Raw genomic sequence first — 26,282 nt, 5'->3', positions numbered from 1 at the left:
TCAGGCCGACTTTCGGGGATCAAGGCTTCGCGACGAGAACCAGACATCGCCGAAGATAGCGATGGCGGTTGCGTCCGGAGCCTTCTGTCTGGTCAGAAACACGGAACGGCTGCGCTTGGCTTGGGCGGAAGTCGGCACCTTGACGGTTGCACCGGGAGTGGTGTCCGGATGCGAGGCGCCGATGCAGGGGATAAACCAAGAGCGCATGAAGGGCTGACAGGCAAAGCCCTTTTCCTGCCGCGTCACCATGACCGCAAGACCGACCTTTTCCACCGGCCGCCAGGGAAAGACCAGCCGGCCTCCCGGTTTCAGCGCCTGCAGCCAGGAAACGGGCGGGGCAATGGCGCCGGCATTGACGTATATGACGTCCGACGGCGGCAATTCTTCGCGCACGGCGTCACCGTGGATGACAGTCACGTTCGTGTAACCGGCAAGATTGTCGACGGCACGAGCGGCAAGATGGGCCTCATATTCGTAGGCCGTTACCTTGCCGCCAGGCTCCACGAGCCTGGACAGGATGGCGCTGTAATAGCCGGTGCCGGCGCCGATATGGGTGACATGTTCGCCCGGTTTTGGCGCTATTTTCGTCATCCACATGGCGTGCAGCAGCGGTTCGCCGTTGTTGATGCCTTTATCGCGATCCAGCGCCACCAGTTGGTTCTGATAGATATGGACCGGATCTGCGCTTGGCGTCTCGACCGTGTTTCGACCGTTGCGCGCCGTCCAAGGGGTGGTGATCACCGTCCAGGGGCCGGGACCAAGGAAGGCTTCGCGCGGTATCGCGGCAAAGGCCTCCTCGAGGCGCGGATCTTGCGCTCCGGCATGCGAGGCCAGCAGGCGGGCGTAAAAACGACGGGCTTCGGCGACACGGCTCATGGATACTTAGAAAACCTTGCGGCGGCGCGGACACAATATCAGCACTGCCGCAACATAGCCGATTTCTTGGACAGCCGTGTGGCGACTGCCTCAAACGAGACCGGTGAAGGTGTCATAGAGCAGCTTTAGGTTCAGACCGACGATCACCGCCGCTACCACCCAAGCCAGGATCGCTACTCCCCTGGGGATGGCGAATGAGCCCATTTTGTTGCGGTCCGATACGAAGTGGACCAGCGGGATCACCGCGAAGGGGAGCTGCATCGACAGGATGACCTGGCTGAGCACCAGCAGTTCCGCCGTGCCTTTTTCGCCATAGAGCGCCGTGACGATCACCACAGGGATGATGGCGAGGCCACGGGTGAGCAGACGGCGAGCCCATTGCGGGATGCGCAGATGAAGGAAACCCTCCATCACGATCTGGCCGGCCAGGGTCGCTGTCACCGTCGAGTTGAGGCCCGAAGCGAGCAAGGCGATGGCGAACAGGGTAGAGGCGATGCCGAGACCAAGCAGTGGCGACAGCAGCTCATAGGCTTGTCCGATCTCGGCGACATTCTGGTTGCCGCTGCCGTGGAAGGCGACTGCCGAGACGATGAGGATGGCGGCATTGACGAACAGCGCCAGCATCAGCGCGATGGTGGAATCCAGCGTCGCCCATTTGATGGCGTCGCGTTTGCCGGATTCGGTGCGCGGATAGGCGCGGGTCTGCACAATGGAAGAGTGCAGATAAAGATTATGCGGCATCACGGTGGCGCCGATGATGCCCATGGCGATGTAGAGCATGGCCGGATTGGTGACGATCTCGGACGACGGCACGAACAGGCCGTGCAGGATCGAACCCGGCTCAGGCGATGCCGCGAAGATCTGGATGGCAAAGCAGCCGAAGATGATGATGAGCAGGGCGATTACGAAGGCTTCGAGATAGCGGAAGCCCTTGTTCATCAACAATAGCACCAGGAAAGCATCGAGCGCGGTGATGAGCGCGCCGCCAATGAGCGGAATGCCGAACAAAAGATTGAGCGCGATGGCCGTGCCGATCACTTCGGCGAGGTCGCAGGCAATGATGGCGAGCTCGCAGGCCACCCACAAGGCGTAGGCCACGGGCTTGGGATAATAGGCGCGGCAGGCTTGGGCGAGGTCGCGGCTTGTAGCGATGCCGAGGCGAGCGGCCAGTGCCTGCAGGAGGATCGCCATGAGGTTGGACAGCATGATGACGAAGAGCAGCGTGTAGCCGAACTGCGCGCCGCCCGCGAGGTCAGTGGCCCAGTTGCCCGGGTCCATATAGCCAACCGAGACCATATAACCGGGACCCATGAAGGCGAACAGGCGGCGAAGCCAGGTGCCGGTGGTGGGCACGGCGATGGAGGAGTTGACTTCCGGCAGGCTCGGTCGGCCGTCGCCCATCGACCGGAAGAAGGCCTTTCCGGAGGGCATGGTTTCGGCGACGTCGGCGTCTTGCATGCGAAGTCCTGCTGGATTGCGGATTGTCTAGCAACCCAAATTTATGCCGTCGCTCAACATTATGCAATATGCTATATTTTATTGTCTCGGCTTTTTGATCGCATCTCGATTTTCGCCTAAAGGCGGCTTGGAAGGTGCTTCGGGCGATACGGCGCGCGCTGAAACGGCGGATTTTTTCGACCTTTCGAACGAAAATAGAAAAGGCGCTGAAAAATCAGAGCCTGTGCTATAAAAGCAGAACGCTGGTTGAACCGGCAGTCTGCATGTCAAGGAGAAGCGATTGGCGTCGAGACCACGATCAGTCCCGCGCGACGAGCCGTTGCCGGACGCGGAGGTGCATTCAGAAGGGTTTCGGCACACCCGCGAAGCGCGCCGCAGCGCGCTGGTGGAAGACTATGTCGAACTGATCGCCGACCTGATCGAGGACGGTAACGAAGCACGCCAGGTCGACATCGCCGCCCGGCTTGGCGTGGCCCAACCGACTGTGGCCAAGATGCTGACCCGACTGTGCGCCGATGGGTTGGTTTCGCGAAAGCCCTATCGCGGCGTGTTCCTGACGGAAGCGGGGCGCAAGGTTGCCGACGAGAGCCGTATCCGTCACCAGACGGTGGAAGCTTTCCTGCGCGCACTCGGCGTGAGTGCCGAAACCGCCCGCATTGATGCCGAGGGCATCGAGCACCATGTCAGCGCCGAAACGCTGGAGGCATTCCAGCGCGCCATGGCGAAGGGATTGTAGGACGGCTCAGTTCCGCATGGTCTTCGGTGCTGGATAGCCGGCGCTCATGTTGTGGGTGAGCGAAGACACCAAGAGGTTTTCGGCGCGACCGCCGGGCACCAGGCGAACCACCTTGTAGCCACGCTCCTTGAGATCTGCCAGCAGGGCCGGCAGCATCTTGCCGGTGCGCGCATGGATATCGTGCATCAGGATGATGCCGGAACCACGCGCTTCGACACGGGCGAGCGTGCGCTGGCGCAACTGTTCGGTACTCGACTGGAAATAGTCCTTGGAATCGATGTCGGCGTCGATGACGGTGATGCCGCGCGCCGCCAGTTGCCGACGCTGCCGTGGCGTTGAGGCCAGGTAAGGGAAACGGAAGAAGGGCGCGGCGCGATAACGTGTCGGCACCAATGCATCCGAGACGTTCTTCATACCACTGTTGATCTGTGCTTCGGCGTTTGGCGTGCTGACCTGTGTGAGATTGGCATGGCTCTGCGTATGGGTGCCGATGGTGTGGCCGCGCATGGCCACTTCGCGCACCAGCCTGGGATAGGCATGCGCCATCTGACCGACCATCAGGAAGGTCGCTTTCACGCCGGCCTTGTCGAGCGCGTCGAGCACGGCGTGCGTGCGGCCAGGCACCGGGCCATCATCGAAGGTCAGAGCCACTTCGTGCTTGCGCAGCCTGAGGTCTGAGACGCTGTCGACCGTCACCGTGCGGCCGGCGAGGCCGCCAAAGGATAGCGGAGGGGTGGCGCCGGCATCCCTGGTTGCTGTTTGCGTTGGTTCGGCGACGAAGGCGAGCCTGGTCTCACCGCCCGCCATATTGTGGCTGGTGGTACCGCAGGCAGCGCTCGTTGCAACGATGAAGACAAAAGTGAAGACACGCGCCAGACGGCGTCCAAACGAAACCACAGCCAAGCTATCCCCTTGAGAATGTGGTGGTTTTATTGCGATTATGGTTACTGAATGGTTTACAAACGGTTGTTCTGGCTGGCGTTTTGACGGTCACAGGAGGAGATTTCGTGGTCCGGCAAGCGTGCTTGCAGAACGAAAAATCCTGTGACTTGCCGCAACCGTTGCGATAACACTGATCATGTTCGGCCAGGCGGCCGAGGCTAGTCTATGCGAGGAGTTGCCATGCTCTGGAAGGGTCGCCGGCAGAGTGACAACATCGAGGACAACCGCAGCAGCGGCGGCGGCGGTTTGCCGGGCGGTCTTGGGGGCGGACCTGGCCAGTTCCGCATCCCGATCGGTGGCCGTGCCGGTGGTGGCGGCCTGTCGACCATCATCATTCTCGTGGTGCTCTATTTCGGGCTGAAGTTCCTCGGCATCGATCCGATCCAGGTGCTGGGCGGCGGTGGCGGCAGCTTGCTGCCCGGCGACAACAGTCAGATCAGCCAATCCGACCAGCCAGGCCAGAGTGCACAAGCCAATGACGAGATGAAGCAGTTCGTCGCGACCATCCTGGCCGAAACGGAAGACGTCTGGACCGGTGTTTTCCAGGCCAATGGCCTGACCTACGAGCAGCCGAAGCTCGTGCTGTTCTCCGGTCAGATCCGTTCCGCCTGCGGCTTTGCCAGTTCTGCGTCAGGGCCGTTCTACTGCCCGGGCGACCATAAGGTCTATCTGGACACGGCCTTCTTCGATCAGCTGTCGCGGCAGTTCGGCGCTTCCGGCGACTTTGCCGAGGCTTATGTGATCGCGCATGAGGTCGGCCACCATGTGCAGAATCTCACCGGTGTACTGCCCAAGTTCAACCAGATGCGGCAGCGCATGAGCGAGGCCGACGCCAACCAGATGTCGATGCGGGTCGAACTGCAGGCCGATTGCTTCGCCGGTGTCTGGGGCCGTTTCACCGCGCAGAAGGGCATTCTGGAGCAGGGTGATCTGGAAGAGGCATTGAATGCGGCCAAGCAGATCGGCGACGACACGCTGCAGAAGAAGATGCAGGGCTATGTCGTGCCGGAAAGCTTCAACCACGGCACCTCGGCGCAGCGCCAGCGCTGGTTCAAGGCCGGCTTCGATTCGGGCAAGCTGTCGTCCTGCGACACCTTCAACAATCCGATCTGACATGGCGTCGAGGCGGCACCAGGTGCCGGTCTCGCGGCATGGAAGGGAAGACGAGAGAACATTACTTCACAAAACGGCCCTTCTCCTGACGGCTGCTGTCAGGAGAGAGACCAAGTGCCCGTTCTTTCATTGTTCTTATGGCAAGCTTCCCCTATAAGAGCCGTCCCGCCGTAACGAGGCGGATGAGGGACGTGCCATCATGTTGGAAGCCAAGACCGCCAGACGAGGCCTGATCCTCGTCTTCACCACCCTTTTGCTCGACATTATCGGCTTCGGCATCATCATGCCGGTGCTGCCGGCCTATCTGCAGGAACTGACCGGCGTTGGTGTGAGCGAGGCGGCCATCGAGGGCGGCTGGCTGTTCTTCGTCTATGCCGCCATGCAGTTCGTGTTTGCGCCGATCATCGGCGGCCTCAGCGATCGCTTCGGCCGTCGCCCGGTGCTGCTTGCCTCGGTGCTGACCTTTTCGATCGACAACCTGATCTGCGCCATCGCCTGGTCCTATCCGATGCTGTTCATCGGGCGGGTGCTTGCCGGTATTTCCGGTGCCAGTTACTCGACCACTTCGGCCTTCATCGCCGACATCTCGACCGATGAGAACAGGGCCAAGAATTTCGGCCTGCTCGGCATCGCCTTCGGCGTCGGCTTCGTCATCGGTCCTGTGCTCGGCGGTCTGCTCGGCACATTCGGGCCGCGCGTGCCGTTCTATTTCGCTGCCGGACTTGCCCTTCTCAATTTTATCATCGGGTATTTCCTGCTGCCGGAAACGCTGGACAAGAGACATCGCCGCCGCTTCGAGTGGAAACGTGCCAATCCGGTCGGCACGCTCATGCAGATGCGCAATTATGAAGGCATCGGCTGGATCGGACTGGTGTTCTTCCTGATGACGCTCGGCCATATGGTCTATCCGGCGGTTTGGTCGTTCGTCTCCACCTATCGCTATGGCTGGAGCGAGCAGCAGATCGGCTTTTCGCTCGGCGCTTTCGGATTGTGCGGGGCTATCGTCATGGCGACGATCCTGCCGCGTGTCATTCCCGCACTTGGCGAGTGGAAGACAGCCGCGATCGGACTGTCCTTCACGGCCGCAAGCGCCATTGGCTATTCCTTCGCCATGCAGGGCTGGATGATCTACGCCGTCATCGTGGCCGGCTGCCTGGAGGCGCTCGCGGATCCGCCGCTGCGCAGTCTTGCCGCCGCCAAGGTGCCGCCTTCTGCACAGGGTGAATTGCAAGGTGCGATGACCTCGATCTTCTCGATCACCTCGATCATCACGCCCTTGCTCTATACGGCGATCTTCTCGTGGTTCACCGGGCCGAACGCTCCGGTGTTGTTCGGCGGCGCTCCCTATCTGCTGGCTGCATTCTTCCTGGCCATGTCGGTGCTTGTCTTCGTCACCAAGGTGGCGAAACCGACGCCGAAGGAGGTCGAACAGATGCACGCCCAGGAAGGGGCTGCTGGTGGTCATTGAAACGAAAAAGGCGGCTGAGGCCGCCTTTTCATTTATCGAAGTTGAGACGTTAAGCCCGTTCGGCCAGCGCCGGTTCGCCCTTCTTGGCGCGGATCAGGTTGGCGAAGCGGCGGAACAGATAGTGCGAATCCTGTGGACCCGGCGAGGCTTCCGGATGGTGCTGCACGGAAAAGACCGGACGACCCTTCAGCGTGATGCCGCAGTTCGAGCCGTCGAACAACGAAATATGAGTCTCTTCAACGCCTTCCGGCAGTGACTTGGAGTCGACCGCGAAGCCGTGGTTCATCGAGACGATCTCGACCTTGCCGGTGGTGTGATCCTTGACCGGATGGTTGGCGCCGTGGTGGCCTTGGTGCATCTTCTCGGTCTTGCCGCCGAGCGCCAGCGCCAGCATCTGGTGGCCGAGGCAGATGCCGAACACCGGGATATCGGTCTTGAGCAGCCCCTGGATGACCGGGACGGCATATTCGCCGGTGGCGGCCGGATCGCCAGGGCCGTTGGACAGGAAGATGCCATCCGGTTTCATGGCCAGAATCTCCTCGACGCCTGTCTTGGCCGGCACCACGGTGACCTTGGCGCCTAGGCCGGCGAGCAGGCGCAGGATGTTGCGCTTCACACCGTAGTCGATCGCCACCACATGCATGGTGGGCTCGGCCTGTTCACCATACCCCTCATTCCAGGCCCAGGGTGTTTCCTTCCAGACCGAAGACTGGCCGGAAGTGACTTCCTTGGCGAGGTCGAGGCCGACGAGACCCGACCACGCGGCGGCGCGGCGCTTCAGGTCAGCGATATCGAATTTGCCGTCAGGGGCGTGCGCGATGACCGCATTGGGCATGCCTTTCTCGCGGATCAACGCGGTGAGCGCGCGCGTGTCGATGCCGGAAAGGGCGACGATGCCGCGACGCTTGAGCCACTGGTCGAGATGGCCGGCGGCGCGGAAACTGGACGGGTCGGTCACGTCGGCCTTGAAGATGGCGCCAACGGCGCCGGCGCGCACCGCCGGGTTCAAATCCTCGATGTCCTCGTCATTGGTACCGACATTGCCGATATGCGGGAAGGTGAAGGTGACGATCTGGCCGGCATAGGAGGGGTCGGTCAGAATTTCCTCGTAGCCGGTGAGCGCGGTGTTGAAACAGACTTCGGCGACGGCCGAGCCGGTAGCGCCAAGGCCGCGCCCTTCGATGACCGTGCCATCCGCCAGAACCAGAAGGGCGGTCGGCTTTTCGGTGGTCCAGGGGGTGGTCGCGGCCATGGCGGGCTCTCCATCAAGAGGCGGACAAGAAGCAACCGTTCCGGTTTCAGATTGCGCGCCAAAAAGCGCCGGGCAGCTTTGCCCACGCCAATCCATGTAACCAGTTTGGTTGCAAGGCCTTCCCATAAGTGAACGGGCGGGCAGGGTCAATCGCCGCAAGGCACGCCAGGGTGGGATTCGTGCCGCAAGCTTGTGATTTCGGCTGAAATGCCATTTATCAGGTCAAACCAAGGAGAAAAACGATGCGTGAGAAGGTCACCGAAGAGGTCAAGGCAGCCATGAAGGCGGGCGACAAGCCGCGGCTCACCACGCTGCGGCTGATCCAGTCGGCGATCAAGGATCGCGACATCGCCAACCGCGGCAATGCCAAGGATGCTGCCAGCGACGACGAGATCCTGCAGATCCTCGCCAAGATGGTGAAGCAGCGTGAGGAATCGGCCAAGGCCTTCGAGGATGGTGACCGGCCGGAACTCGCGGCCAATGAGCGCGCCGAGATCGCCATCATCCGCGACTTCCTGCCCAGGCAGATGGATGCCGCCGAGACGGAAACGGCGATCCGCGCCGTCATTGCCGAGATGGGTGCAGCCGGCGTGAAGGACATGGGCAAGGTGATGGCCGCGTTGCGCGAAAAATTCGCCGGGCAGATGGATTTCGGCAAGGCGAGCGGCGTGGTGAAGGGGCTGCTGGGTTAGCAGCCTGTTGCAGGAAGGCGGCGGTTCGAGCGCCTTCCGGAGGACCGGAACTTTTTCGAGAAAATTTTTCGGGCGATGTCGAATCCGTGTCGAGCCATTCGACAAGGGGCGTCAACAACACACCGCAAGGAGATGACCCGTGCGCTATATCTGCCTGATCTACTATGATGCCAAGAAGCTGTTCGATGGCAGCGCCGAATCCAATGCCGCGCTTGCCGAGTGCGCCAACCATGACGAGAAGCTGAAGGAAAGCGGCCATTTCGTTGCCGGCGAGGCACTCGAACTGCCGAGCAGCGCCATGACCGTACAGGTGCGCGACGGCAAGATGTCGTCCACCGACGGGCCGTTCATGGAAACCCGCGAGATGCTTGGCGGCATCATCGCCATCGACGCCCGCGACCTCAACGAAGCGGCACGGGTGGCCAGCACCCATCCGCTGGCCCGTATCGGCTCGATCGAGGTGCGGCCTGCGGTGGATTTCTCGACGCCGCCTCCCACCCTGGATGATCTCTGAGTGACGGAAGCCGAAGCACGCGCCACCATCGAGGCGGTCTACCGCAGCGAGAAACGGCGCGTGCTGGCAACGCTGATCCGCCTGCTCGGCGGATTCGAAGCGGCGGAGGAGGCCTTGCATGAGGCCTTTGCCGCCGCCGCGCAGCGCTGGCCAGTCGATGGCGTGCCAGCCAATCCTTATTCCTGGCTGGTCTCGACGGGGCGTTTCAAGACCATCGACCGCTGGCGACGGCAGGCCAGGCTCGCCGCGGCCATACCGGATCTCAATGCCCTGGCCGACACCACGGTGGAAACCGTGTTGCCGGAAACGATCCACGACGACGAATTGAGGCTGATCTTCACCTGCTGCCACCCGGCGCTGGCACCGGACGCGCGCATCGCGCTGACACTGCGTGAGGTCGGCGGGCTGACCACGGAAGAAATTGCACGCGCCTATCTGGCGCCGGCGCCTACGATCGCGCAGCGGATCGTGCGTGCGAAGGCGAAGATCCGCGATGAGGCTATCCCTTATGAGGTACCGGATCGCGCCGAATTGCCGGCTCGTATCGAAAGCGTGCTGAAGGTGATCTATCTCGTCTTCAACGAAGGTTATGCGGCGACCGAAGGGCCGGAGCTGACCCGGACCGATCTGGGCACCGAGGCCATCCGGCTTGGGCGGCTGGTGGTGGGGTTGCTCGATGAACCGGAGCCGATCGGTCTTTTGGCGCTGATGTTGCTGCATGAGTCCCGGCGGACGGCGCGTATCGACGCCGCGGGCGACCTCGTTCTGCTGGAAAATCAGGACCGCTCACTGTGGAACAGAGACCTGATCGCGGAGGCCTTTGGCCTTGTCGAGCGCGCGTTTGCCATGCGCCGGGCTGGGCCTTACCTGCTGCAGGCGGCGCTCGCGTCGGTTCATGCCGGCGCTTCTTGCATCGAGGACACCGACTGGGCGCAGATCGTCGGCCTTTACGACACGCTGTTGCGTGTCGATCCCTCGCCGGTGGCATCCCTCAACCGCGCTGCCGCCATTGGCATGCGCGACGGCCCTGCGGCGGGCCTGGCAGCGGTGGAAGCGGTGCTGGGCGAAGGTGGTCTCGACGGCTACCACTTGGCGTATGCGGCGCGCGCCGACATGCAACGCAGGCTCAAGCAGATGGAGCCCGCCAAGGCTTCTTATCGACGTGCGCTGGAATTGGCGCGGCAACCGGCAGAGCGCCGGTTCCTGGAAGCGCGACTGGCCGAAATCGAGGGCAGCTGAGCTGGTATCGCTATGGCAGAGAAAACAGCGTCGAAACGGCCCTTCATGGTCCTGCGCCATGCGGGTCCCGCCGAGCGCCCAGCACTCGAAGAGTTGCAGTGGCGGGCCTCACTGGTGCATCCGGCCTATCGGGGTGCCCTGCTTCAGGACCGAAGCATCGTGCATCTGTCTGCCGAGCATCTTCGGGACGGTTCCGCCGTGGTTGCCGAAGTCGATGGCAAGGTAGCGGGCTTCGCCATCATACTGTCGACCGGTAGCGGGGAAGCGGAACTCGACGGTCTGTTCGTCGAGCCGGAAATGGCAGGCCAAGGTATCGGCAGGGCACTGGTCGAAGACGCCAGACAGCGTGCTCGAGTGTCCGGTGCCACGGTGCTGAAGGTCGTCGCCGCGCTGGAAGTCGAGAATTTCTACCGCCGTTGCGGTTTCGAGCTGGCAGGCGAGACAGAAACCCTGCTTGGCAAGGCGTTGGTTATGGTCCAGCTGTTGCGGGATTGATCGGGCTGTTGGCAAGTGATCGTTCGAAACGCGTTTCGTGGCATTGGCTTCCGTGGTCAAGGGCGCTACCAATTTCACATTGTGAAATTTTGGCCGCTGGCCTGGGGCAGATCTGCTTGACAAGCCTCCTGCCAGCCCACAAGTTCCACGTTCTAGATAACGCGTTAACTATCGACTGTTCCAGGGAGGATAGGAATGGCCATCTCGCGTCGGAAATTCATGCAGGGTTCCGCTTCGCTTCTGGCGGCGCCGGCGCTGCTCGGCTCTACGGGCGCCCGCGCGCAGGAGAGCGTGACGCTCAAACTGCATCACTTCCTGCCGCCGGTCTCGAACGTGCATGCCAGGCTGCTGGAGCCGTGGGCGAAGCAGGTGGCCGCCGACAGCGGCGACAAGCTGAAGATCGAGATCTATCCGGCCATGCAGCTCGGCGGCAAGCCGCCGCAGCTTTATGACCAGGCGCGCAACGGCGTCGTCGATATCGTCTGGACTCTGCCCGGCAACACGCCCGGACGCTTCCCTTCGACGGAAGTGTTCGAGCTGCCTTTCGTTGCGGCACCCAAGGCAACCGCCAATGCACCGGCGGCGCAGGAATATGGCGATGCGCATCTCGCCAAGGAGACTGCCGACGTCAAGCTCTTGTCCTTCTGGGCGCATGACCAGGGCCTGATCCACACCAACAAGCCGATCGCCAAGATGGAGGATCTCGCCGGTCTCAAGCTGCGCAACCCGACCCGATTGGCCGGCGAGGCGCTTTCGGCGCTCGGCGCGGTTTCGGTGTCCATGCCCGTCCCGCAGACTCCGGAAGCACTGGCGCAGAAGGTGATCGACGGCGCCGTGATCCCCTGGGAGGTCGTGCCCTCGATCAAGGTCGACGAACTGACCCGCTATCACACCTCGGTTCCCGGCACGCCAACGCTCTATACCACCACCTTCTTCCTCGCCATGAACAAGGACCGCTATGCCGGCCTGCCGGATGACCTGAAGGCAGTGCTCGACAAGAATTCTGGCATGACCTTTGCCAAGCTTGCAGGCAAGATGTGGGACGATGTCGGAACGGAAGTGGCGGCCAAGGTGAAGGCCAGCGGCAAGAACACGCTCTCCGAGATCAGTGAGGAAGAAAAGGCTCGCTGGATCGAGGCGACCCAACCCGTTCGCGACAAATGGGTCGAGGACATGAAGGGCAAGGGGCTGGACGGCGCCGCGATGATCGAGCAAGCCAAGGCGCTGATCACGAAATACAGCGCGGCTTGATGCCTGCCATGGCCGATTGCGCCCAAGCGGACTTGCGTGGCTTCTCGCGCATCGTCTGCCTGGCGTGTGTTTTATCGCAGGTTCTTATCGCAAAACCGCAAGACACTTTTGCGGAACCTGCCGGGGCGTAAATCCGGGAGAGGGAGGTTTGATGGAGGCGCAATCCGAGCCGTCGGGCCGCTTCGCCCGGGCCGTCGAAGGAATAGCGGGGGCCGTGGCGATTGCCGGCGGCATCCTGATCCTGATCGTGGCGGGCATCGTAACGACGAGCGTGATCGGCCGCTGGCTGTTCAACAAACCGATCCCCGCCGATTATGAATTCGTCGAAATCGGCATCGGCGTCGCTGTCTTCGCCTTCCTGCCTTACACGCAGATGCGCAACGGCCACATCGCGGTCGATACCTTCACGCAGCGACTGCCGGCCAGGATGAATGCAGCGATCGACGCCGTTTGGGATCTCGTACTTGCCGCCTTCCTCGGCTTCTTTGCCTGGGGGCTGGTTTCCGGTGCGCAGGAATCCTTCCAATACAACGAAACCATGGTGCAGATCTCCTGGCCGATCTGGCCGGTCTACGCCATCTGCGCAGCACTCGCGGCGGTGGCCTTCGTCGGTGCTCTGGCGGTTGCCGTCTTGAAGTTCGGAGGCCGCGCGTGAGCGGCGTCGAACTCGCCCTTCTGGGGTTCGCGGCGATGCTGATCCTGATCGCCATCCGTATGCCGATCGCGCTCGCCATGCTGGTGGTCGGGGCAGGCGGCTACGCCTACCTCTCCGGCTGGAATGCGCTGTTCTACTATCTGCAGACCAACACCTACCGGCAGTTCGCTTCCTACACGCTGTCGGTCATACCGTTGTTCATCCTGATGGGCGCGCTGGCGGAGCGTTCGGGCATGGCGGCAACCCTGTTCCAGGCCGCGGAGCGGCGGCTGGGCAAGACGCGTGGCGGCCTGCCCATGGCCGTTATTCTCGCCTGTACCGGCTTCGGCGCCATCTGCGGTTCCTCGGTCGCGACCACGGCGACATTCGGGCGCGCGGCGATGCCGGAACTGCGCCGGGCCCGCGTCGACCTCGGCCTTGCCACCGGCACGATCGCGGCAGGCGGCACGCTGGGCATTCTCATCCCGCCCTCGGTCATCCTGGTGATCTATGCCATCACCGCCGAGCAAAACATCGCCAAGCTGTTCCAGGCGGCTCTCATCCCAGGCCTGCTTGCCGCCGCCTTCTACTGCATCGCGATTGCCGTCGTCGTTCGGCGCCGGCCGGAGCTTGCGCCGCCGGTCGAGCGCGAGGTCGAACGCCTGCCGCAACCAGCCTGGGCGCGGCCAGCCGGTGGCCTGCTCGCACTGGCCGCCGTTGGTGTCGGTTATTTTGGGCTGGTCAGCATCACGGCTGCTGTGCTGGCTGCGACTATCGGACTGGTACTGCTGGTTGCCGATTTCGCACTGGTGCCCGCGGCCGCCGTTGCGGTCATTGTCGTGGGCGGCATCTATGGCGGCGTCTTCACCCCGACGGAGGGCGCCGCGGTCGGCGTCATCGTCATGCTTGTCTTCGGGCTGGCGCAGCGCAAGCTCAATATCCGCAACATGCGCGAGGCACTGCTGCAGACGGCGGAGACCTCCGGCATGATCTTCCTGATCCTGCTCGGTGCCGAGGTGTTCGGCGCCTTCCTGGCATTGACCCGCATGCCGACCACGGTTGCCGAGATGATCGGCAATTCCGGCATGGCGCCCTATGCGGTGCTGGTCGGCATGCTGCTCGTCTATATCGTGCTGGGCGCGGTCATGGACGAACTGGCGATGATCCTGCTCACCCTGCCGGTCTTCGTGCCGATCGTGCTGGCGCTGGATTTCGGCATGAGTGCCGAGGATGTGGCGATCTGGTTCGGCATCCTCGTGCTGGTTGTGGTCGGCATCGGGCTTGCCGCGCCGCCGATCGGACTCAACGTGTTCATCATCAACAAGATCGCCGGCGACGTGCCGATTACCCGGACCTATCGAGGGGTGATGCCCTTCGTGATCGCCGACGTGATCCGGTTGGCGCTGCTCACCGCCTTGCCGATGCTCTCGCTATGGCTGGTGCGTTTGCTGAACTAGAGGGCGTTTCAGGTCGTTTCGCCACCGCGCTTGGCGCTCATGGAACGCAGCATCTCGTCCATCGCATCGCGGGCGGCGAAATTGACCCGGGCCATATCCCGCAGCCGTGACCGAACCTTGTCCGAAGGGCTGGCCTCCGTACCCTTCAGCAACTGGTTGGCCAGCGCCTCCAGCAGCCGGTTCTGCTGGGCCAGCATCTCTTCATAATGCTCGGAAACCTCGTAGAGAATGCGCTTGGTGCCCCGCACGCTGCGGCGGCGGACGAGCGTGTATTGCTCGAGCAGGCGCGCGGCGACGCTGGCGCTGCTCTTGCTGATTTCGAGATCGGCGGCGATGCGGTCGAGATCGACGGCATCGGGCATGAGAAGCATGTAGCCATAGAGGCGAGCGGCCGTCATCGGCACGCCCCAGGGCACGAAAAGCCGGGCGATGTCGTCAATGAAGCGCTGCCGAGGGCCATCCATAATTGACATATTCGACATTTTCCGAATATACTTGATTTGCTGAAAATGTATACCGGTTCGGCCGGTTACGGCAATCCGGCTTGCGGCAGCCTCGTCCGCACCTGTCGGCTTTCCAGGAGGCATTCCATGCCAGGCCCATCTGTTGCTGAAATGCGCACGCGGGCGTTCGCTCGCGTCATCGGTCCCTATGTGGCGATCGCCACCGGCGCCATCATCTACCGCGCGCCGACGATGGGGCAGACGCTGTCCGGGTTCTTCGAGAACGGGATCGTCGTCTGGATGACCGGAGGACTTTTGCTGCTGTGCGGCCTCGTCATCATCGCCTTCCACCAATATTGGCGCAGCCTCGCTGCCATCCTGATTTCGGTGTTCGGCTGGTTCCTGGCGCTACGTGGGGCCGTGCTGATGGCGGCACCGGAATTGATCGACCATGGCGCGGCAGCCGCGATGCCGCATCTCGGTCTGGTCCAGGCAGGTTTCGGCCTGCTCACGCTAGTGGGGCTTTATCTGACGTATGTCGGCTGGATCGCCGCACCACGTGGCGACGCCGCGGGACAATGAGGTTCTGACATGACATCGCAAGCCAAAGGCCAGAGAACGCTGGTCGGCTACTATCTGCAGCTGTTGCTGTGGATGGTCTTCATGGCGGTGGTCACCTTCCTGGCTGCCGGCACGCTCGCCTATCCCGCGGGTTGGATCATGATCGTCCTGTTTGGGGGCGGCGGTGTCGCCCTTATCGCTTGGCTCTCGCGACGCAGTCCGCAACTGCTGCGCGAACGGATGAGCTCGCCGATCCAGAAGGGGCAGGAGGGATGGGACAAGGTCTGGCTTTCGCTGTTCGTGCTCGCCTTCTGCCTGTGGTTCGCCTTCATGCCATGGGATGCGGCCCGTTCGAACTTCACTGCCGTACCGCTCTGGCTGCAGGTGGTGGGTGCGCTCTTGATCCTCGCGAACTTTGTGGGTTGCTTCTGGACCTTCAACGTCAACAGTTTCGCGGCACCTGTGGTGAAGATCCAGGAAGGCCAGACGGTGATCGATACCGGACCCTATGCGCTGGTGCGCCATCCGATGTATTCGAGTGCACTGCTGCTGTTCTTCGGCATGCCGCTGCTGCTCGGTTCCTGGGCCGGCCTCTGGGGCTCGCTTGCGCTGAGCCTCGCTTTAGCATGGCGTTCGGTTAACGAGGAAAAGGCGCTGCGGCGGCAGTTCGTCGATTATGACGACTACAGCCGTCGCGTGCGTTATCGGCTGGTTCCACACGTCTGGTAGGCAGGTGCTTTTCCGCGGTTACTCGGCGGCTGCCGCGGGCCGAGGCGGCCGCAGACCGCTGCGGCGCTCGGCTGCGAAGGAGATGACCGCTACGGCAAACGCCACGACCATGGCGACAATACCGAGTACCGGCAGGATGCGATAGCCGTAGCCGGCGCTGAGGACGACGGCGCCGACCGAGGAGGCAAGCGCGATGCCGATGTTGAAGCCTGACGGGATCAGCGACGAGGCGAGGTTTGAGGCATCAGCCGTCCAGGACAGGATACGCGCCTGGATCGGTGCGCCGATGGAGAAGTTGAGTGCTCCCCACAGCGTGATCGCAACGACCATCGGCAGCGGGTAGGGGCTGACCAGATAGATGATCGTCAGCATCACCGCTTGCAGCGCGAACATGGTGATGAGCGACGGCATCAGCTTCCAGTCCGCCAACCGCCCGCCGGCGAAAACGCCAATGGTGGCGCCGACGCCGTTGAGCAGAAGCACCCATGGCACCTGCGCCTTGGTCAGGCCGGTCACTTCCTCGAGGAAAGGGGTGATGTAGGTGTAGAGCGTCATCTGGCCCATCATCAGCATCAGCATGAGGATGAGCGAGGTCCATACCTGCTGGCGGCCGAGCGCACGCACTTCATGCGCCAGGCCTGCCGGTCTCGCGGAAGCCCCGGTGGCTCGAGGAATAAGAACTGCCATTGCCAGAAGGGAGGCCACACCCAACAGGCTCATCACCCAGAAGGTGGCGCGCCAGCCCCAGAGATTGCCGATCGCGGTGCCGACCGGCACGCCTATGATGTTGGAAACGGTGAGGCCGGACAGGACGAGTGCGATCGCCATGCCGCGCTGTTCAGGACGCACAAGGCCAACGGCAACCACCATGGCGACGCCGAAATAGGCGCCGTGCGCGACGGCGACCGCTATGCGCAGTGCCAGCATCGACAGGAAGTCGGGCGCCACGGCGCAGGCGATCTGGCCGATGGTGAAGGCGACCGCCAGTGCTATCAAAAGCGTCTTGCGCGAGACCCTCGAGGTAGCAAGTGTCAGCAACGGACCGCCGATCGCGATGCCGAGTGCATAGCCGGAAACGAGGTAGCCGGCGCTCGGCACCGAGACGTTCAAACCCTCGGCCACTTGCGGCAGCACGCCTGCGATGACGAATTCGGTCGTGCCGAAAGCAAAGGCGGCAAGGAAAAGGGCAATCAGCGGAAGCGGCATGGCACTGCTCAAAAAGGCCTTGTGAAGGGCCTCTGAACATGATCAGGCCCGACAGGCAATCCAGAAATCGTGGATCAGGGTTTAGTTTTTCTGGATAGTGGCGACTGTCAGCTTGCCCGCAACCGGGAATCGCTGAGCAGGCCGCGCTTTTCCAGCACCGGATAGGCGATGGAGGCGAGCAGCGAGTTGATCTGCTTCAGGTCGCGGATGGTGTCGAGATGGATGGTGCTGGTCTCGATGCTGTTGGGCGAGCCGTCGCGCAGGCGCAGGAAATGCGCCTGGCTGGTCTGCTTCTCACGGTCGCGCAGCCGGTCCTTCTCCTCGACGATCTGGCGCGCGGTTTCGGCGTCGCTGGAAATCAGCACGTTGAAGGCAAGCCTTGCATTGGCAAGCACCGAAGCGTGGAAAGCGGTGAGCTCACGCCAGCCCTCGGGTGTGAACTCCAGCCCACGCTCCATCTTCTTGCGCACCAAGGGCAGCATATTGCGCACGATGATGTCGCCGACCTGCTCGAGCTTGACGCAGGCGCCGATGAGCTCCTGGCAGCGTAACGCCTCGTCTTCGGTCAGCGAGTTCTTGGTGACCTTGGCGAGATAGAGCTTGATGGCGGCGTGTTTCTGGTCGACCCGGTCATCGAGCGCCGCAAGCGCCCTGATCTTGTCTTCGTCGGCCTGCTCGTAAAGGTCGATGACACGCTTCAGCATGATCTCGACGGTTTCGCAGACGCGCACGACTTCGCGGGTGGCGTTGCCCAGCGCCTGTGAGGGCACATTGAGCGCGGCCTCGTTCAGTGCCGAAAGTTCGGTCACCTGGAAGGCATCCGCCGGAGCATTCTTTGCACCCAGCGCGACGATTTTCCGGGAGACATTGTAGACGAGGCCAGCCAGCGGCAGACCTGCGAGCAGGATGATGACGTTGAACAGGATATGGGCGTTGACGATCTGGTTCGGCCCGGTGCTGCCCAGGAACGTCACCGGCGGCTTGAAGGCGAGAAACAGCGCCAGCATCACCAGCGAGCCGAGACCGCGCATCAGAAGATTGCCGACCGGCACGACGCGCACGGCTGGCTCGGCATTGCGGGTGAGCAGAGGGGCGATGATCGAAGAGCCGAGGTTGACGCCCAGAACCAGCACGATGCCGAGTTCCGGCGGGATGAAACCACGTCCTGCCAGCGTGGTCATCAAAAGCACGGCCGCGATGCTCGACTGGAACAACCAGGTGGCGAGCGCAGCCAGCAGATAGGCGGTGACGGGGTCGCCCTTGAAATAATCGATGATGACGGGCAGCAGCTCGCTTTCGCGCAGCGGCTCGGAAGCCTGGCCGATCATCTCCAGCGACAAAAGCAGCAGCCCGACGCCAATCAGGATACGGCCGATCTGGCGCCAGTCGCGCCGCTCGGTGGCCATGAACATGATCGTGCCGGTGATCAGGCAGATCGGCACGATCAGCGAGAGATCGAAGGTGAGCAGCTTGACGACAACGGCCGAGCCGATCTCGGCGCCGCGCACGGCAAGCTGCCCCGCCATGCCCGAAACGATGCCGGCTCCGGCGAACGAACCGACCAGGAGCGTGACGGCGGTAGAACTCTGCAACGCGATCGCCAGCGCCGTGCCTGCCAGTACCGCCAGCAGCGGATTCTTCATCGTGCCGCGCAGCTTCAGCCGCAGGACATCACCATAGGCGCGCTCGACCCCGGTCTTCACCATGCGCGTGGCAAACAGCATCAGCGCCACGGCGCCGGTTAGATGCAGAAGAACGACCGAGCCGCTCATGGGCACGTCCTCGGCGCACAATTGGCAGCGCATCGCAATCCGCATGCGCATCGCAATCCGCATGTGGATGAATGCGTGGCCGGTGGCGTCAAACTGGCGTCGGCCCGATCTGAAATGGCGCGGGTCATGAGGTTCACATATAAGGCAAAACAGCCGATTCTTACATTAGCCGGATAATAAATTTCTGTTGACGTCACCACGCTCCGACAAGCGGCGGCCGGTGTCGGATTTGAACATGAACGGAGCGCGGGGCGCCATCGTGAAACGTGAAACGCATAAGCCGGTCAGGCGTTGCAAATGGTTGCTTCACGGAAGAGCGAATGAAGATGGGAGTGAATTGAGAAACGTGCGAAACATCCTCTAAACGCCTATGTTCATTACGAAATTGTAATGCTGACATTCAGTTTTGGTTCATGTTGTGAGCTCTATTCCGTTGTGCGAACAAACGAGGAGTTACACCATGAAACGTCTTATTCTCTCGGCCATGGCCGTTTCGATGCTGGCGGCATCGACCCTGCAGGGCTTCGCCGCGCCGGCCGCGGCGATCACCGTGCCGCAGTCGAATGTCACCGCGGTTCAGTGGCAGGAGCCGATTCGCAAGGACCGCCGCTACGAAGAGCGGCGGCATGGCGACCGGCGCTATGACAGACGCTACGATCGTCGCACCGTCGAAAAGCGGGTGATCATCCGTAAAGAAAAAGAAGTGGTGCGCGAGCCGCGCTGGAAGTCGGGCCAGCGCTATCGGGAATGGAAACGCTACCAGGGCATCCGCGACTATCATCGCTATGGTCTGCGTCGCCCGGGCGCCGGCCAGCAGTGGATCCGTGTCGGTGACGAATATCTGCTCGTTGGCATTGCGACCGGTTTGATCGCCGGCGTGCTTGCCGCGCGTTAAGCCGAGAGCTCTTCTCAAACAAAAGGCGGCCAACAAGGGCCGCCTTTTTTATTTGCCGATACCATCTGTGAAAACCGGGCATTGCCAGCGATAGCGATAGCCAGTTCGGGTGGCCGTGCTTATATGATCGCCATGCGCTTTCCCCCAACCTTCCTCGATGAGATACGCGACCGCGTGCCGATCTCCTCGCTGATCGGCCAGCGCGTGGCCTGGGACAGGAAGAAGACGAACGCACCGCGCGGCGACTATTGGGGGTGCTGCCCATTCCACGGTGAAAAGACCCCGTCCTTCCATTGCGAGGACAAGAAGGGGCGCTACCACTGTTTCGGCTGCGGCGTTTCGGGCGATCATTTCCGCTTTCTGACCGAACTCGACGGCATGAGTTTCCCCGAAGCGGTCGAGCGCATCGCCGACATGGCCGGCGTGCCGATGCCGGCGCGCGACGAACAGGCGGAGCAGCGTGAAAAACAGCGGGCCAGCCTGACCGATGTCATGGAAATGGCGACTGCCTTCTTCCAGGAGCGACTGCATGGCTCCGAAGGGGCCAAGGCACGCGCCTACTTGCGCGACCGTGGCCTGACGCCCGCGACGCAGCAGTCATTCCGACTGGGTTTCGCGCCGGACAGCCGCAACGCACTGAAGGAATTCCTGGCCTCGAAAGGTGTCGAGAAGGCGCAGATCGAGGCCTGCGGGCTGGTGGTGTTCGGCGATGACATTCCGGTTTCCTATGATCGGTTCCGCGACCGCATCATGTTTCCGATCCCGGATTCGCGCGGGCGCATCATCGCCTTCGGCGGACGCGCCATGTCTGCGGATGTTTCGGCGAAATACCTCAATTCTCCCGAGACCGAGCTCTTCCACAAGGGTAACGTGCTCTACAATTTCGCGCGTGCCCGCAAGGACGTGGCGCGCGGCGGCACGGTGATCGCCGTCGAAGGCTATATGGATGTGATCGCGCTGGCGCAGGCCGGTTTCGAGAACGCGGTGGCGCCGCTCGGCACGGCGCTCACCGAAAACCAGATGGAATTGCTGTGGCGCATGTCGGGCGAGCCCATCCTTTGTTTCGACGGCGATGGCGCCGGCCTCAAAGCCGCATGGCGGGCCGCCGACCTGATCCTGCCGTCAATCCAGTCCGGGCGCACCGCACGCTTTGCGCTTCTGCCCGAAGGCAAGGACCCCGACGACCTGGTCAAGGCTGATGGACCGGACGCCTTCCGGGCGGTGCTTGCCGAAGCACGGCCGCTGGCGGACCTGATCTGGATGCGTGAGACCGGGGGCAAAGTCTTCGAGACGCCGGAGCGCCGTGCCGAACTCGAAAAGACGCTGCGCGAGATCACCAGCCGCATCCGCGATGAAAGTGTGCGCTATCACTATCAACAGGAGATGCGCGAGCGCGTGCAGAGTTTCTTTGCACCGCAACGTAGCACGCGCCCGTCACGTCCGGGCGAACGAGGGCAAGGTGGCCGGCAGGGCGGGCAATGGTCACGCGGGGCGGCCGCTGCAGGGCGCAGTGCGATCACCGAGAGCCTTGGCCGCTCGGCGCTGGTGAAGCGCACTGGCGAGGTGATGTCGGTGCGCGAGGCGACCGTGGTGGTGGCGCTCGTCAACCATCCGGCGCTGATCGACGAGAATTTCGAATATGTGGAGTTCCTCGATCTCGCCAACAGTGACCTGCGCCGGCTGCACGCCGCATTGCTCGATGCGCTGGCGCACGACCAGGCCAGCGACCGCGACACCATCATCGAGGTGATCGACCGAACCGGCTGCCGGGAAGTGTGGGAGCGCGCGGTGGCACTGATCCGACGCACCAGGCAGTGGCCGGCGCTGGAAAGCGCGGCGATTGACGATGCGCGCGACGCCTTCAACCAGGTGCTGCACTTGCACCGCAGCCAACGCACATTACATAGGGAGCTGAAGCAGGCCGAAGCGGCGCTCGCCAGCGATCCCACCGAAGAGAATTACCGGCATCTGGTCGAGATCCAGGCGCAGTTCCGCGACGTGCAGGCAACAGAGGCATTGATCGAAGGGTTTGGCATATCTTCCGGCCGGGCGGGCAGGGCATAGCCAACCAATCAGGCGCGCCTAATTGATTCGCTTTTTTAAGGCGAATCATGCGAGAGGCGCTTGACCTTCTGGCAGAATGACGGAATCAGGACGATTCGAAACGTTAACCCATGCCCAGCATCGGCGCTAAATGACGATGTATGCACTGGACGGGAAGGGAAGCCCGCCACAGATATCAGGGTTAATCTGGAGTTAAGTGAGAAGCAGGTACTGGCTTGGCAGACGCGCTTGTGAACGAGCGCAACTGATTTGTCAGCAGCGAAGCGGCCCTTTGGATGGCCGCCTGGAGAAGACTTAGAATGGCGACTAAGGAAAAGGAAGAGGTCGAAACCGAACGCGAGGGCACGACTGACGGCCCGTTGCTCGACCTTTCCGACGATGCTGTCAAGAAGATGATCAAGGCCGCGAAGAAACGCGGCTATGTCACGCTGGACGAGCTGAATGCTGTGCTGCCGTCTGAAGAGACGGACCCGGACCGCATCGAAGACATCAATGCGATGCTCAACGATATGGGCATCAACGTCGTCGAGGACGACGAACAGAGCGACGATGCCGAGGGCGAAAGCGCGGATTCTTCTGAAGACGACGCCAACGAGCTTGCCGAACAGACCGGCACCGCCGTTGCCACCGTTGCCAAGAAGGAGCCGACCGACCGCACCGACGACCCTGTGCGCATGTATCTGCGCGAGATGGGTTCGGTGGAGCTGCTGTCGCGCGAAGGCGAAATCGCCATTGCCAAGCGCATCGAGGCTGGCCGCGAGACCATGATTGCGGGGCTGTGCGAAAGCCCGCTGACCTTCCAGGCCATCATCATCTGGCGCGACGAGCTCAACGAAGCCAAGATCCTGCTGCGCGAGATCATCGACCTCGAAGCCACCTATGCCGGTCCTGAAGGCAAGCAGGCGCCGGTCGTCGAGCGTGTCGATGAAGACGCCAAGCCGAAGGAAGAGCCGAAGGCGGGTCGCCGTCGTGGCGACGACGAGGACGATATCACCAATGTCGGCGGCGATACCCGCGGCCTTGAGGAAGACGAAGAGGACGAGGACGAGGCGAGCCTGTCGCTGGCGGCGATGGAAGCCGAGCTTCGCCCGCAGGTGATGGAGACGCTGGACGTCATCGCCGACACCTACAAGAAGCTGCGCAAGCTGCAGGACCAGCAGGTCGAGAATCGTCTCGCCGCGGCCGGCACGCTTTCGCCAAGCCAGGACCGGCGCCTGAAGGAGCTGAAGGACGAGCTGATCACGGCTGTGAAGTCGCTGTCACTCAACCAGGCCCGTATCGAGGCACTGGTCGAGCAGCTCTACGACATCAACAAGCGCCTGGTGCAGAACGAGGGCAAGCTTCTTCGCCTCGCCGAAAGCTATGGTGTACGCCGCGAGGAATTCCTCAGGGAATACCAGGGTTCCGAGCTCGATCCGAACTGGATCGGGAACATCGCCAACCTGACGACGCGCGGTTGGAAAGAGTTCACCAAGAACGAGCAGAACGCGATCCAGGATCTGCGTTCCGAGATCCAGAACCTCGCCACCGAGACGGCGATCTCGATCCTGGAATTCCGCAAGATCGTGAATCAGGTGCAGAAGGGCGAGCGCGAAGCGGCGATCGCCAAGAAGGAGATGGTGGAAGCGAACCTTCGCCTCGTCATCTCGATCGCGAAAAAGTACACCAACCGCGGTCTGCAGTTCCTCGACCTCATCCAGGAAGGCAATATCGGCCTGATGAAGGCGGTCGACAAGTTCGAATACCGCCGTGGTTACAAGTTCTCGACCTATGCCACCTGGTGGATCAGGCAGGCGATCACCCGTTCGATCGCCGACCAGGCCCGCACCATCCGTATCCCGGTGCACATGATCGAGACGATCAACAAGATCGTGCGGACCTCGCGCCAGATGCTGCATGAGATCGGCCGCGAGCCGACCCCGGAAGAGCTGGCTGAAAAGCTCGCCATGCCGCTGGAAAAGGTGCGCAAGGTGCTGAAGATCGCCAAGGAGCCGATCTCGCTCGAGACGCCGGTGGGCGACGAAGAGGATTCGCATCTCGGCGACTTCATCGAGGACAAGGGCGCGATCCTGCCGATCGACGCCGCGATCCAGGCGAACCTGCGCGAGACCACCACGCGCGTGCTTGCCTCGCTCACGCCGCGTGAAGAGCGTGTGCTGCGCATGCGCTTCGGTATCGGCATGAACACCGATCACACGCTGGAAGAAGTCGGCCAGCAGTTCTCGGTGACACGCGAACGTATCCGCCAGATCGAGGCGAAGGCGCTGCGCAAGCTCAAGCATCCGAGCCGCAGCCGCAAGCTGAGAAGCTTCCTCGACAGCTAAGACAACCAAGCCCGGGCATGTCCCGGGCTTTTTCTTTGGAGGTCCCCGATGCGCAATGCTCTGATGGCGGTCGTCTGCTTTGCCGCCTTGCCGCTCTTGTCAGTCGAGGGCGCGCAAGCCGCCAAAAAGATCGGCATGGCCAATCCGGCCTCGGTTCATTGCGTCAAGATCGGTGGCAAATCGAAGATCCGTACCGACGCCAGCGGCAACCAGACCGGCTATTGCCATTTGCCCAATGGCCGCGTGTGTGAGGAATGGGCGCTGTTTCGCGACAAGAAATGCGTAAGGCCCAAAGATTGACGGTGGCCATCGCAGGCTGATCTGCTCAATCGCCAGGGCCGTCATCCAAGGTCAGATTGTGGTCTGCCCATTGTTGTTCCGGAATCTCCGCGCCGAGCAAGAATTCGAATGCGACGACAGTCTTGAGATCCGGCGCTACCTCGCAGTTGAATGCGAGCCCGTACCAGTGTTTCTTGCTGCGTATCGCCGCGCCTTTTGCCTCAAGTAGCTGACCCGTCACCTTCGTATCCTCCGTTGCGTACGGAACGACCAAGTCCGGCTGGAAACCGGATCGCTGCCGACGCAATTGCGCCAAAGCCTCTATGTTGCAGAGCTGAATGACACGCTCCTGGGGCGCCAGCTGAGGCAAGGCTCTGCGTGCACCACGGCTGCGCGGGTCGGCGAGAACCTGTGTGGAATAGAGTTTTTCGGCCTTGATCAACGGCGGCTGGGCCGGTGCGGGGCGCGGTGCCCGGACGAGCGGCTGCACAGTAGGAGTGCTCGGCAGGGCTTTCGGCGTTGCGGTCGGTTCACTTTGCTGCACAGGTCGAGGTGCCTGCGGCGGTGGCACGAAGTCGACTTTGATGCTTTCGATCGGCGGTAGTCGCAAGGCTTGTGGGATGGGAAGCAGCATCAGGCCGACCAGCAATAACAAATGCAGCAGGCAGGATGCCCCAATGCCAAGGGGCAAATCCCTATTGTTGGCCTGCAGCGCAGAAACTGCCGAAGTGGGAGTCAAACCGGCGCCCTTGGCAACTGCAGTTGGCTCGATCGTGACAATTGGAGGGCGCAAGGATGGGTTTCGTCAAAACGCGAGGACAACGGATACCCAAGACCCAAAGGCAACAGTGCGGCAGTTTGGCGATGAATGGAAGGGACGCGTTTGCGGGCGTGAGGCTGTTGATCGGATGCAATCCGATCGGACAAACTGATTCAACAATCTCAGGAATGGATTCGGAAAACCCGGCCAAGTCATTGGCTGGGTTGTTTTTTAGGTTGGGTTATTTCGCGCTGACCGGAAAAGCCGGCAGCTTGGCGATGTCGTCGGCGTCATGCTGGACGACCAGGGTTGCACCGAGCGTGCTGGCCATCGATCGCAGCCGCGCCATCGAGGCAAGACTGTCGGCCCGGTTGGTGTTGAAGGGTGGAACACCATCTGTTTCGAACTGTTTCTCGAAATGGACGACGTCGCCGCTAAGCAGTACAGGGCCTCTTTCGGCGAGCCGGACCAGCAACGCGTGGCTGCCGGGCGTATGGCCGGGCGCTGACAGCATGACGACAGTACCATCGCCGAAGATGTCCTTGTCACCTTCGACCGTGTCCACCGCCGCGCTACCGCTGAGCCAAGGGGCGAGCAGGGAGGGTTCGGCGCCGAAGGGTGGCGGATTCGACTTCAGCGCTTCCAGGTCGGCCTTGCCGATCATCAGGCGTGCCTTCGGGAAATCGGCAGCCTGGCCGACATGATCGAAATGATAGTGGCTGATGCCGATCCGACCGATGGCTTCAGGTTTGACGGCGATTTCCTTGAGTTGATCCGGAACCGTGCGATCGAGTGTCGGCGTCAGCACCTGGTCGGAAGCCAGCGGTTTGCCGAGCAGGGCGGTGGGAAGGCCGGTGTCCCACAGCATGTAGTCGTTGCCATGACGGACGACGTAGCAACTGTCGGTCAGCGTCTTCTTTTCGCCCGCATAAGCGAAGGTGTCGGAAAAGACGCTGAGATCGTTGACCGCGATGCGGCCGCAATCGAGGCGCCACAATTCAACCTGTGGTGCGGCATTTGCCGTGGCTGCGGTGGCGGCGATTGCCGCTGCGAACATGAAATTTCTGAGCATCGTCGTTCGATCCTGTGTTGACGGTGGATCGAGATTTACAGTTCGGTGTG

25 protein-coding genes are annotated in these 26,282 nt (G+C 62.1%); 16 read left to right on the top strand and 9 right to left on the bottom strand.

Features of this window, described 5'->3' with window-relative positions; all coding sequences use genetic code 11:
• Window positions 1–876 (bottom strand): protein-L-isoaspartate O-methyltransferase, encoded by an 876-nt coding sequence (locus AO692_RS14225; protein WP_054310704.1) that lies wholly within the window; start codon window positions 874–876, stop codon window positions 1–3.
• Between the two features lie 90 nt (window positions 877–966).
• Entirely contained in the window at window positions 967–2,307 is a 1,341-nt protein-coding gene (locus AO692_RS14220; RefSeq protein ID WP_244483364.1) for an Nramp family divalent metal transporter, read from the bottom strand.
• A 307-nt stretch (window positions 2,308–2,614) separates the two neighbouring features.
• Between AO692_RS14220 and mntR the strand changes: the two genes are divergently transcribed.
• The gene (gene mntR, locus AO692_RS14215; protein ID WP_054310702.1) at window positions 2,615–3,070 is read left to right on the top strand and encodes a manganese-binding transcriptional regulator MntR; all 456 of its coding nucleotides are present in this window, start codon (window positions 2,615–2,617) and stop codon (window positions 3,068–3,070) included.
• Window positions 3,071–3,076: 6 nt separating this feature from the next.
• On the opposite strand, the gene AO692_RS14210 is transcribed toward mntR, so the two are convergent.
• Complete coding sequence (locus tag AO692_RS14210; RefSeq protein WP_054310701.1) at window positions 3,077–3,967, bottom strand: polysaccharide deacetylase family protein; 891 nt, start codon at window positions 3,965–3,967, stop codon at window positions 3,077–3,079.
• A 225-nt stretch (window positions 3,968–4,192) separates the two neighbouring features.
• Between AO692_RS14210 and AO692_RS14205 the strand changes: the two genes are divergently transcribed.
• Window positions 4,193–5,125 (top strand): neutral zinc metallopeptidase, encoded by a 933-nt coding sequence (locus AO692_RS14205; protein WP_054310700.1) that lies wholly within the window; start codon window positions 4,193–4,195, stop codon window positions 5,123–5,125.
• A gap of 199 nt (window positions 5,126–5,324) precedes the next feature.
• Entirely contained in the window at window positions 5,325–6,593 is a 1,269-nt protein-coding gene (locus tag AO692_RS14200) for a TCR/Tet family MFS transporter (RefSeq protein ID WP_054310699.1), read from the top strand.
• Between the two features lie 49 nt (window positions 6,594–6,642).
• Here the strand turns inward: AO692_RS14200 and carA are convergent, their stop codons facing one another.
• Window positions 6,643–7,845, bottom strand: coding sequence for a glutamine-hydrolyzing carbamoyl-phosphate synthase small subunit (gene carA / locus AO692_RS14195; RefSeq protein ID WP_054310698.1), 1,203 nt, complete (start codon window positions 7,843–7,845; stop codon window positions 6,643–6,645).
• Between the two features lie 242 nt (window positions 7,846–8,087).
• On the opposite strand from carA, the gene AO692_RS14190 reads away from it, so the two are divergent.
• The 7 genes from AO692_RS14190 (at window position 8,088) to AO692_RS14160 (ending at window position 14,127) form a co-directional block, all read left to right on the top strand.
• Window positions 8,088–8,537, top strand: a complete 450-nt coding sequence (locus AO692_RS14190; RefSeq protein WP_054310697.1) for a GatB/YqeY domain-containing protein — start codon at window positions 8,088–8,090, stop codon at window positions 8,535–8,537.
• A 139-nt stretch (window positions 8,538–8,676) separates the two neighbouring features.
• Window positions 8,677–9,051 carry a YciI family protein gene (locus AO692_RS14185; protein ID WP_054310696.1) on the top strand — a complete coding sequence of 125 codons (375 nt, stop codon included), beginning with the start codon at window positions 8,677–8,679 and terminating at the stop codon, window positions 9,049–9,051.
• The gene (locus tag AO692_RS14180; RefSeq protein ID WP_054310695.1) at window positions 9,052–10,290 is read left to right on the top strand and encodes an RNA polymerase sigma factor; all 1,239 of its coding nucleotides are present in this window, start codon (window positions 9,052–9,054) and stop codon (window positions 10,288–10,290) included.
• Window positions 10,291–10,302: 12 nt separating this feature from the next.
• Entirely contained in the window at window positions 10,303–10,785 is a 483-nt protein-coding gene (locus AO692_RS14175; RefSeq protein WP_082407372.1) for a GNAT family N-acetyltransferase, read from the top strand.
• Between the two features lie 195 nt (window positions 10,786–10,980).
• Window positions 10,981–12,036 (top strand): TRAP transporter substrate-binding protein, encoded by a 1,056-nt coding sequence (locus tag AO692_RS14170; protein WP_054310693.1) that lies wholly within the window; start codon window positions 10,981–10,983, stop codon window positions 12,034–12,036.
• 151 nt (window positions 12,037–12,187) lie between these two features.
• A complete protein-coding gene (locus AO692_RS14165) occupies window positions 12,188–12,691 on the top strand; it encodes a TRAP transporter small permease (RefSeq protein ID WP_054310692.1) in 504 nt (167 codons plus the stop codon).
• A complete protein-coding gene (locus AO692_RS14160; protein ID WP_054310691.1) occupies window positions 12,688–14,127 on the top strand; it encodes a TRAP transporter large permease in 1,440 nt (479 codons plus the stop codon). The genes AO692_RS14165 and AO692_RS14160 overlap by 4 nt, the downstream gene beginning before the upstream one ends.
• A gap of 8 nt (window positions 14,128–14,135) precedes the next feature.
• Here AO692_RS14160 and AO692_RS14155 read toward each other — a convergent pair whose 3' ends face one another.
• Window positions 14,136–14,600 (bottom strand): hypothetical protein, encoded by a 465-nt coding sequence (locus AO692_RS14155; protein ID WP_152979834.1) that lies wholly within the window; start codon window positions 14,598–14,600, stop codon window positions 14,136–14,138.
• 117 nt (window positions 14,601–14,717) lie between these two features.
• On the opposite strand from AO692_RS14155, the gene AO692_RS14150 reads away from it, so the two are divergent.
• Both AO692_RS14150 and AO692_RS14145 read left to right on the top strand, forming a co-directional pair.
• Complete coding sequence (locus AO692_RS14150; protein ID WP_054310753.1) at window positions 14,718–15,152, top strand: hypothetical protein; 435 nt, start codon at window positions 14,718–14,720, stop codon at window positions 15,150–15,152.
• Between the two features lie 9 nt (window positions 15,153–15,161).
• The gene (locus AO692_RS14145) at window positions 15,162–15,860 is read left to right on the top strand and encodes an isoprenylcysteine carboxylmethyltransferase family protein (RefSeq protein ID WP_054310689.1); all 699 of its coding nucleotides are present in this window, start codon (window positions 15,162–15,164) and stop codon (window positions 15,858–15,860) included.
• An 18-nt stretch (window positions 15,861–15,878) separates the two neighbouring features.
• Here AO692_RS14145 and AO692_RS14140 read toward each other — a convergent pair whose 3' ends face one another.
• Together AO692_RS14140 and AO692_RS14135 are read right to left on the bottom strand one after the other, a co-directional pair.
• Window positions 15,879–17,066 (bottom strand): MFS transporter, encoded by a 1,188-nt coding sequence (locus AO692_RS14140; protein ID WP_054310688.1) that lies wholly within the window; start codon window positions 17,064–17,066, stop codon window positions 15,879–15,881.
• Between the two features lie 107 nt (window positions 17,067–17,173).
• Window positions 17,174–18,838 (bottom strand): Na/Pi cotransporter family protein, encoded by a 1,665-nt coding sequence (locus AO692_RS14135; RefSeq protein WP_054310752.1) that lies wholly within the window; start codon window positions 18,836–18,838, stop codon window positions 17,174–17,176.
• A gap of 460 nt (window positions 18,839–19,298) precedes the next feature.
• On the opposite strand from AO692_RS14135, the gene AO692_RS14130 reads away from it, so the two are divergent.
• The 4 genes from AO692_RS14130 to AO692_RS14115 all read left to right on the top strand — a co-directional run bounded on the left by AO692_RS14130 (window position 19,299) and on the right by AO692_RS14115 (window position 24,421).
• The gene (locus AO692_RS14130; protein WP_054310687.1) at window positions 19,299–19,733 is read left to right on the top strand and encodes an RcnB family protein; all 435 of its coding nucleotides are present in this window, start codon (window positions 19,299–19,301) and stop codon (window positions 19,731–19,733) included.
• 132 nt (window positions 19,734–19,865) lie between these two features.
• A complete protein-coding gene (dnaG, locus tag AO692_RS14125; protein WP_054310751.1) occupies window positions 19,866–21,797 on the top strand; it encodes a DNA primase in 1,932 nt (643 codons plus the stop codon).
• A 299-nt stretch (window positions 21,798–22,096) separates the two neighbouring features.
• Window positions 22,097–24,121, top strand: coding sequence for an RNA polymerase sigma factor RpoD (gene rpoD / locus AO692_RS14120; RefSeq protein ID WP_054310686.1), 2,025 nt, complete (start codon window positions 22,097–22,099; stop codon window positions 24,119–24,121).
• A gap of 48 nt (window positions 24,122–24,169) precedes the next feature.
• Window positions 24,170–24,421 carry a DUF333 domain-containing protein gene (locus AO692_RS14115; protein ID WP_054310685.1) on the top strand — a complete coding sequence of 84 codons (252 nt, stop codon included), beginning with the start codon at window positions 24,170–24,172 and terminating at the stop codon, window positions 24,419–24,421.
• A gap of 25 nt (window positions 24,422–24,446) precedes the next feature.
• Here the strand turns inward: AO692_RS14115 and AO692_RS14110 are convergent, their stop codons facing one another.
• Window positions 24,447–25,193: a DUF930 domain-containing protein gene (locus AO692_RS14110; RefSeq protein ID WP_082407371.1), complete on the bottom strand. Its 747-nt coding sequence runs from the start codon at window positions 25,191–25,193 to the stop codon at window positions 24,447–24,449.
• Between the two features lie 208 nt (window positions 25,194–25,401).
• Window positions 25,402–26,232: an N-acyl homoserine lactonase family protein gene (locus tag AO692_RS14105; RefSeq protein ID WP_054310684.1), complete on the bottom strand. Its 831-nt coding sequence runs from the start codon at window positions 26,230–26,232 to the stop codon at window positions 25,402–25,404.
• Between the last annotated feature and the right edge of the window lie 50 nt (window positions 26,233–26,282).

Source organism: Mesorhizobium sp. 1M-11 (genome assembly GCF_001303895.1).
Classification (GTDB): domain Bacteria; phylum Pseudomonadota; class Alphaproteobacteria; order Rhizobiales; family Rhizobiaceae; genus Mesorhizobium.
This window is presented reverse-complemented; position numbering and strand designations above follow the sequence as displayed.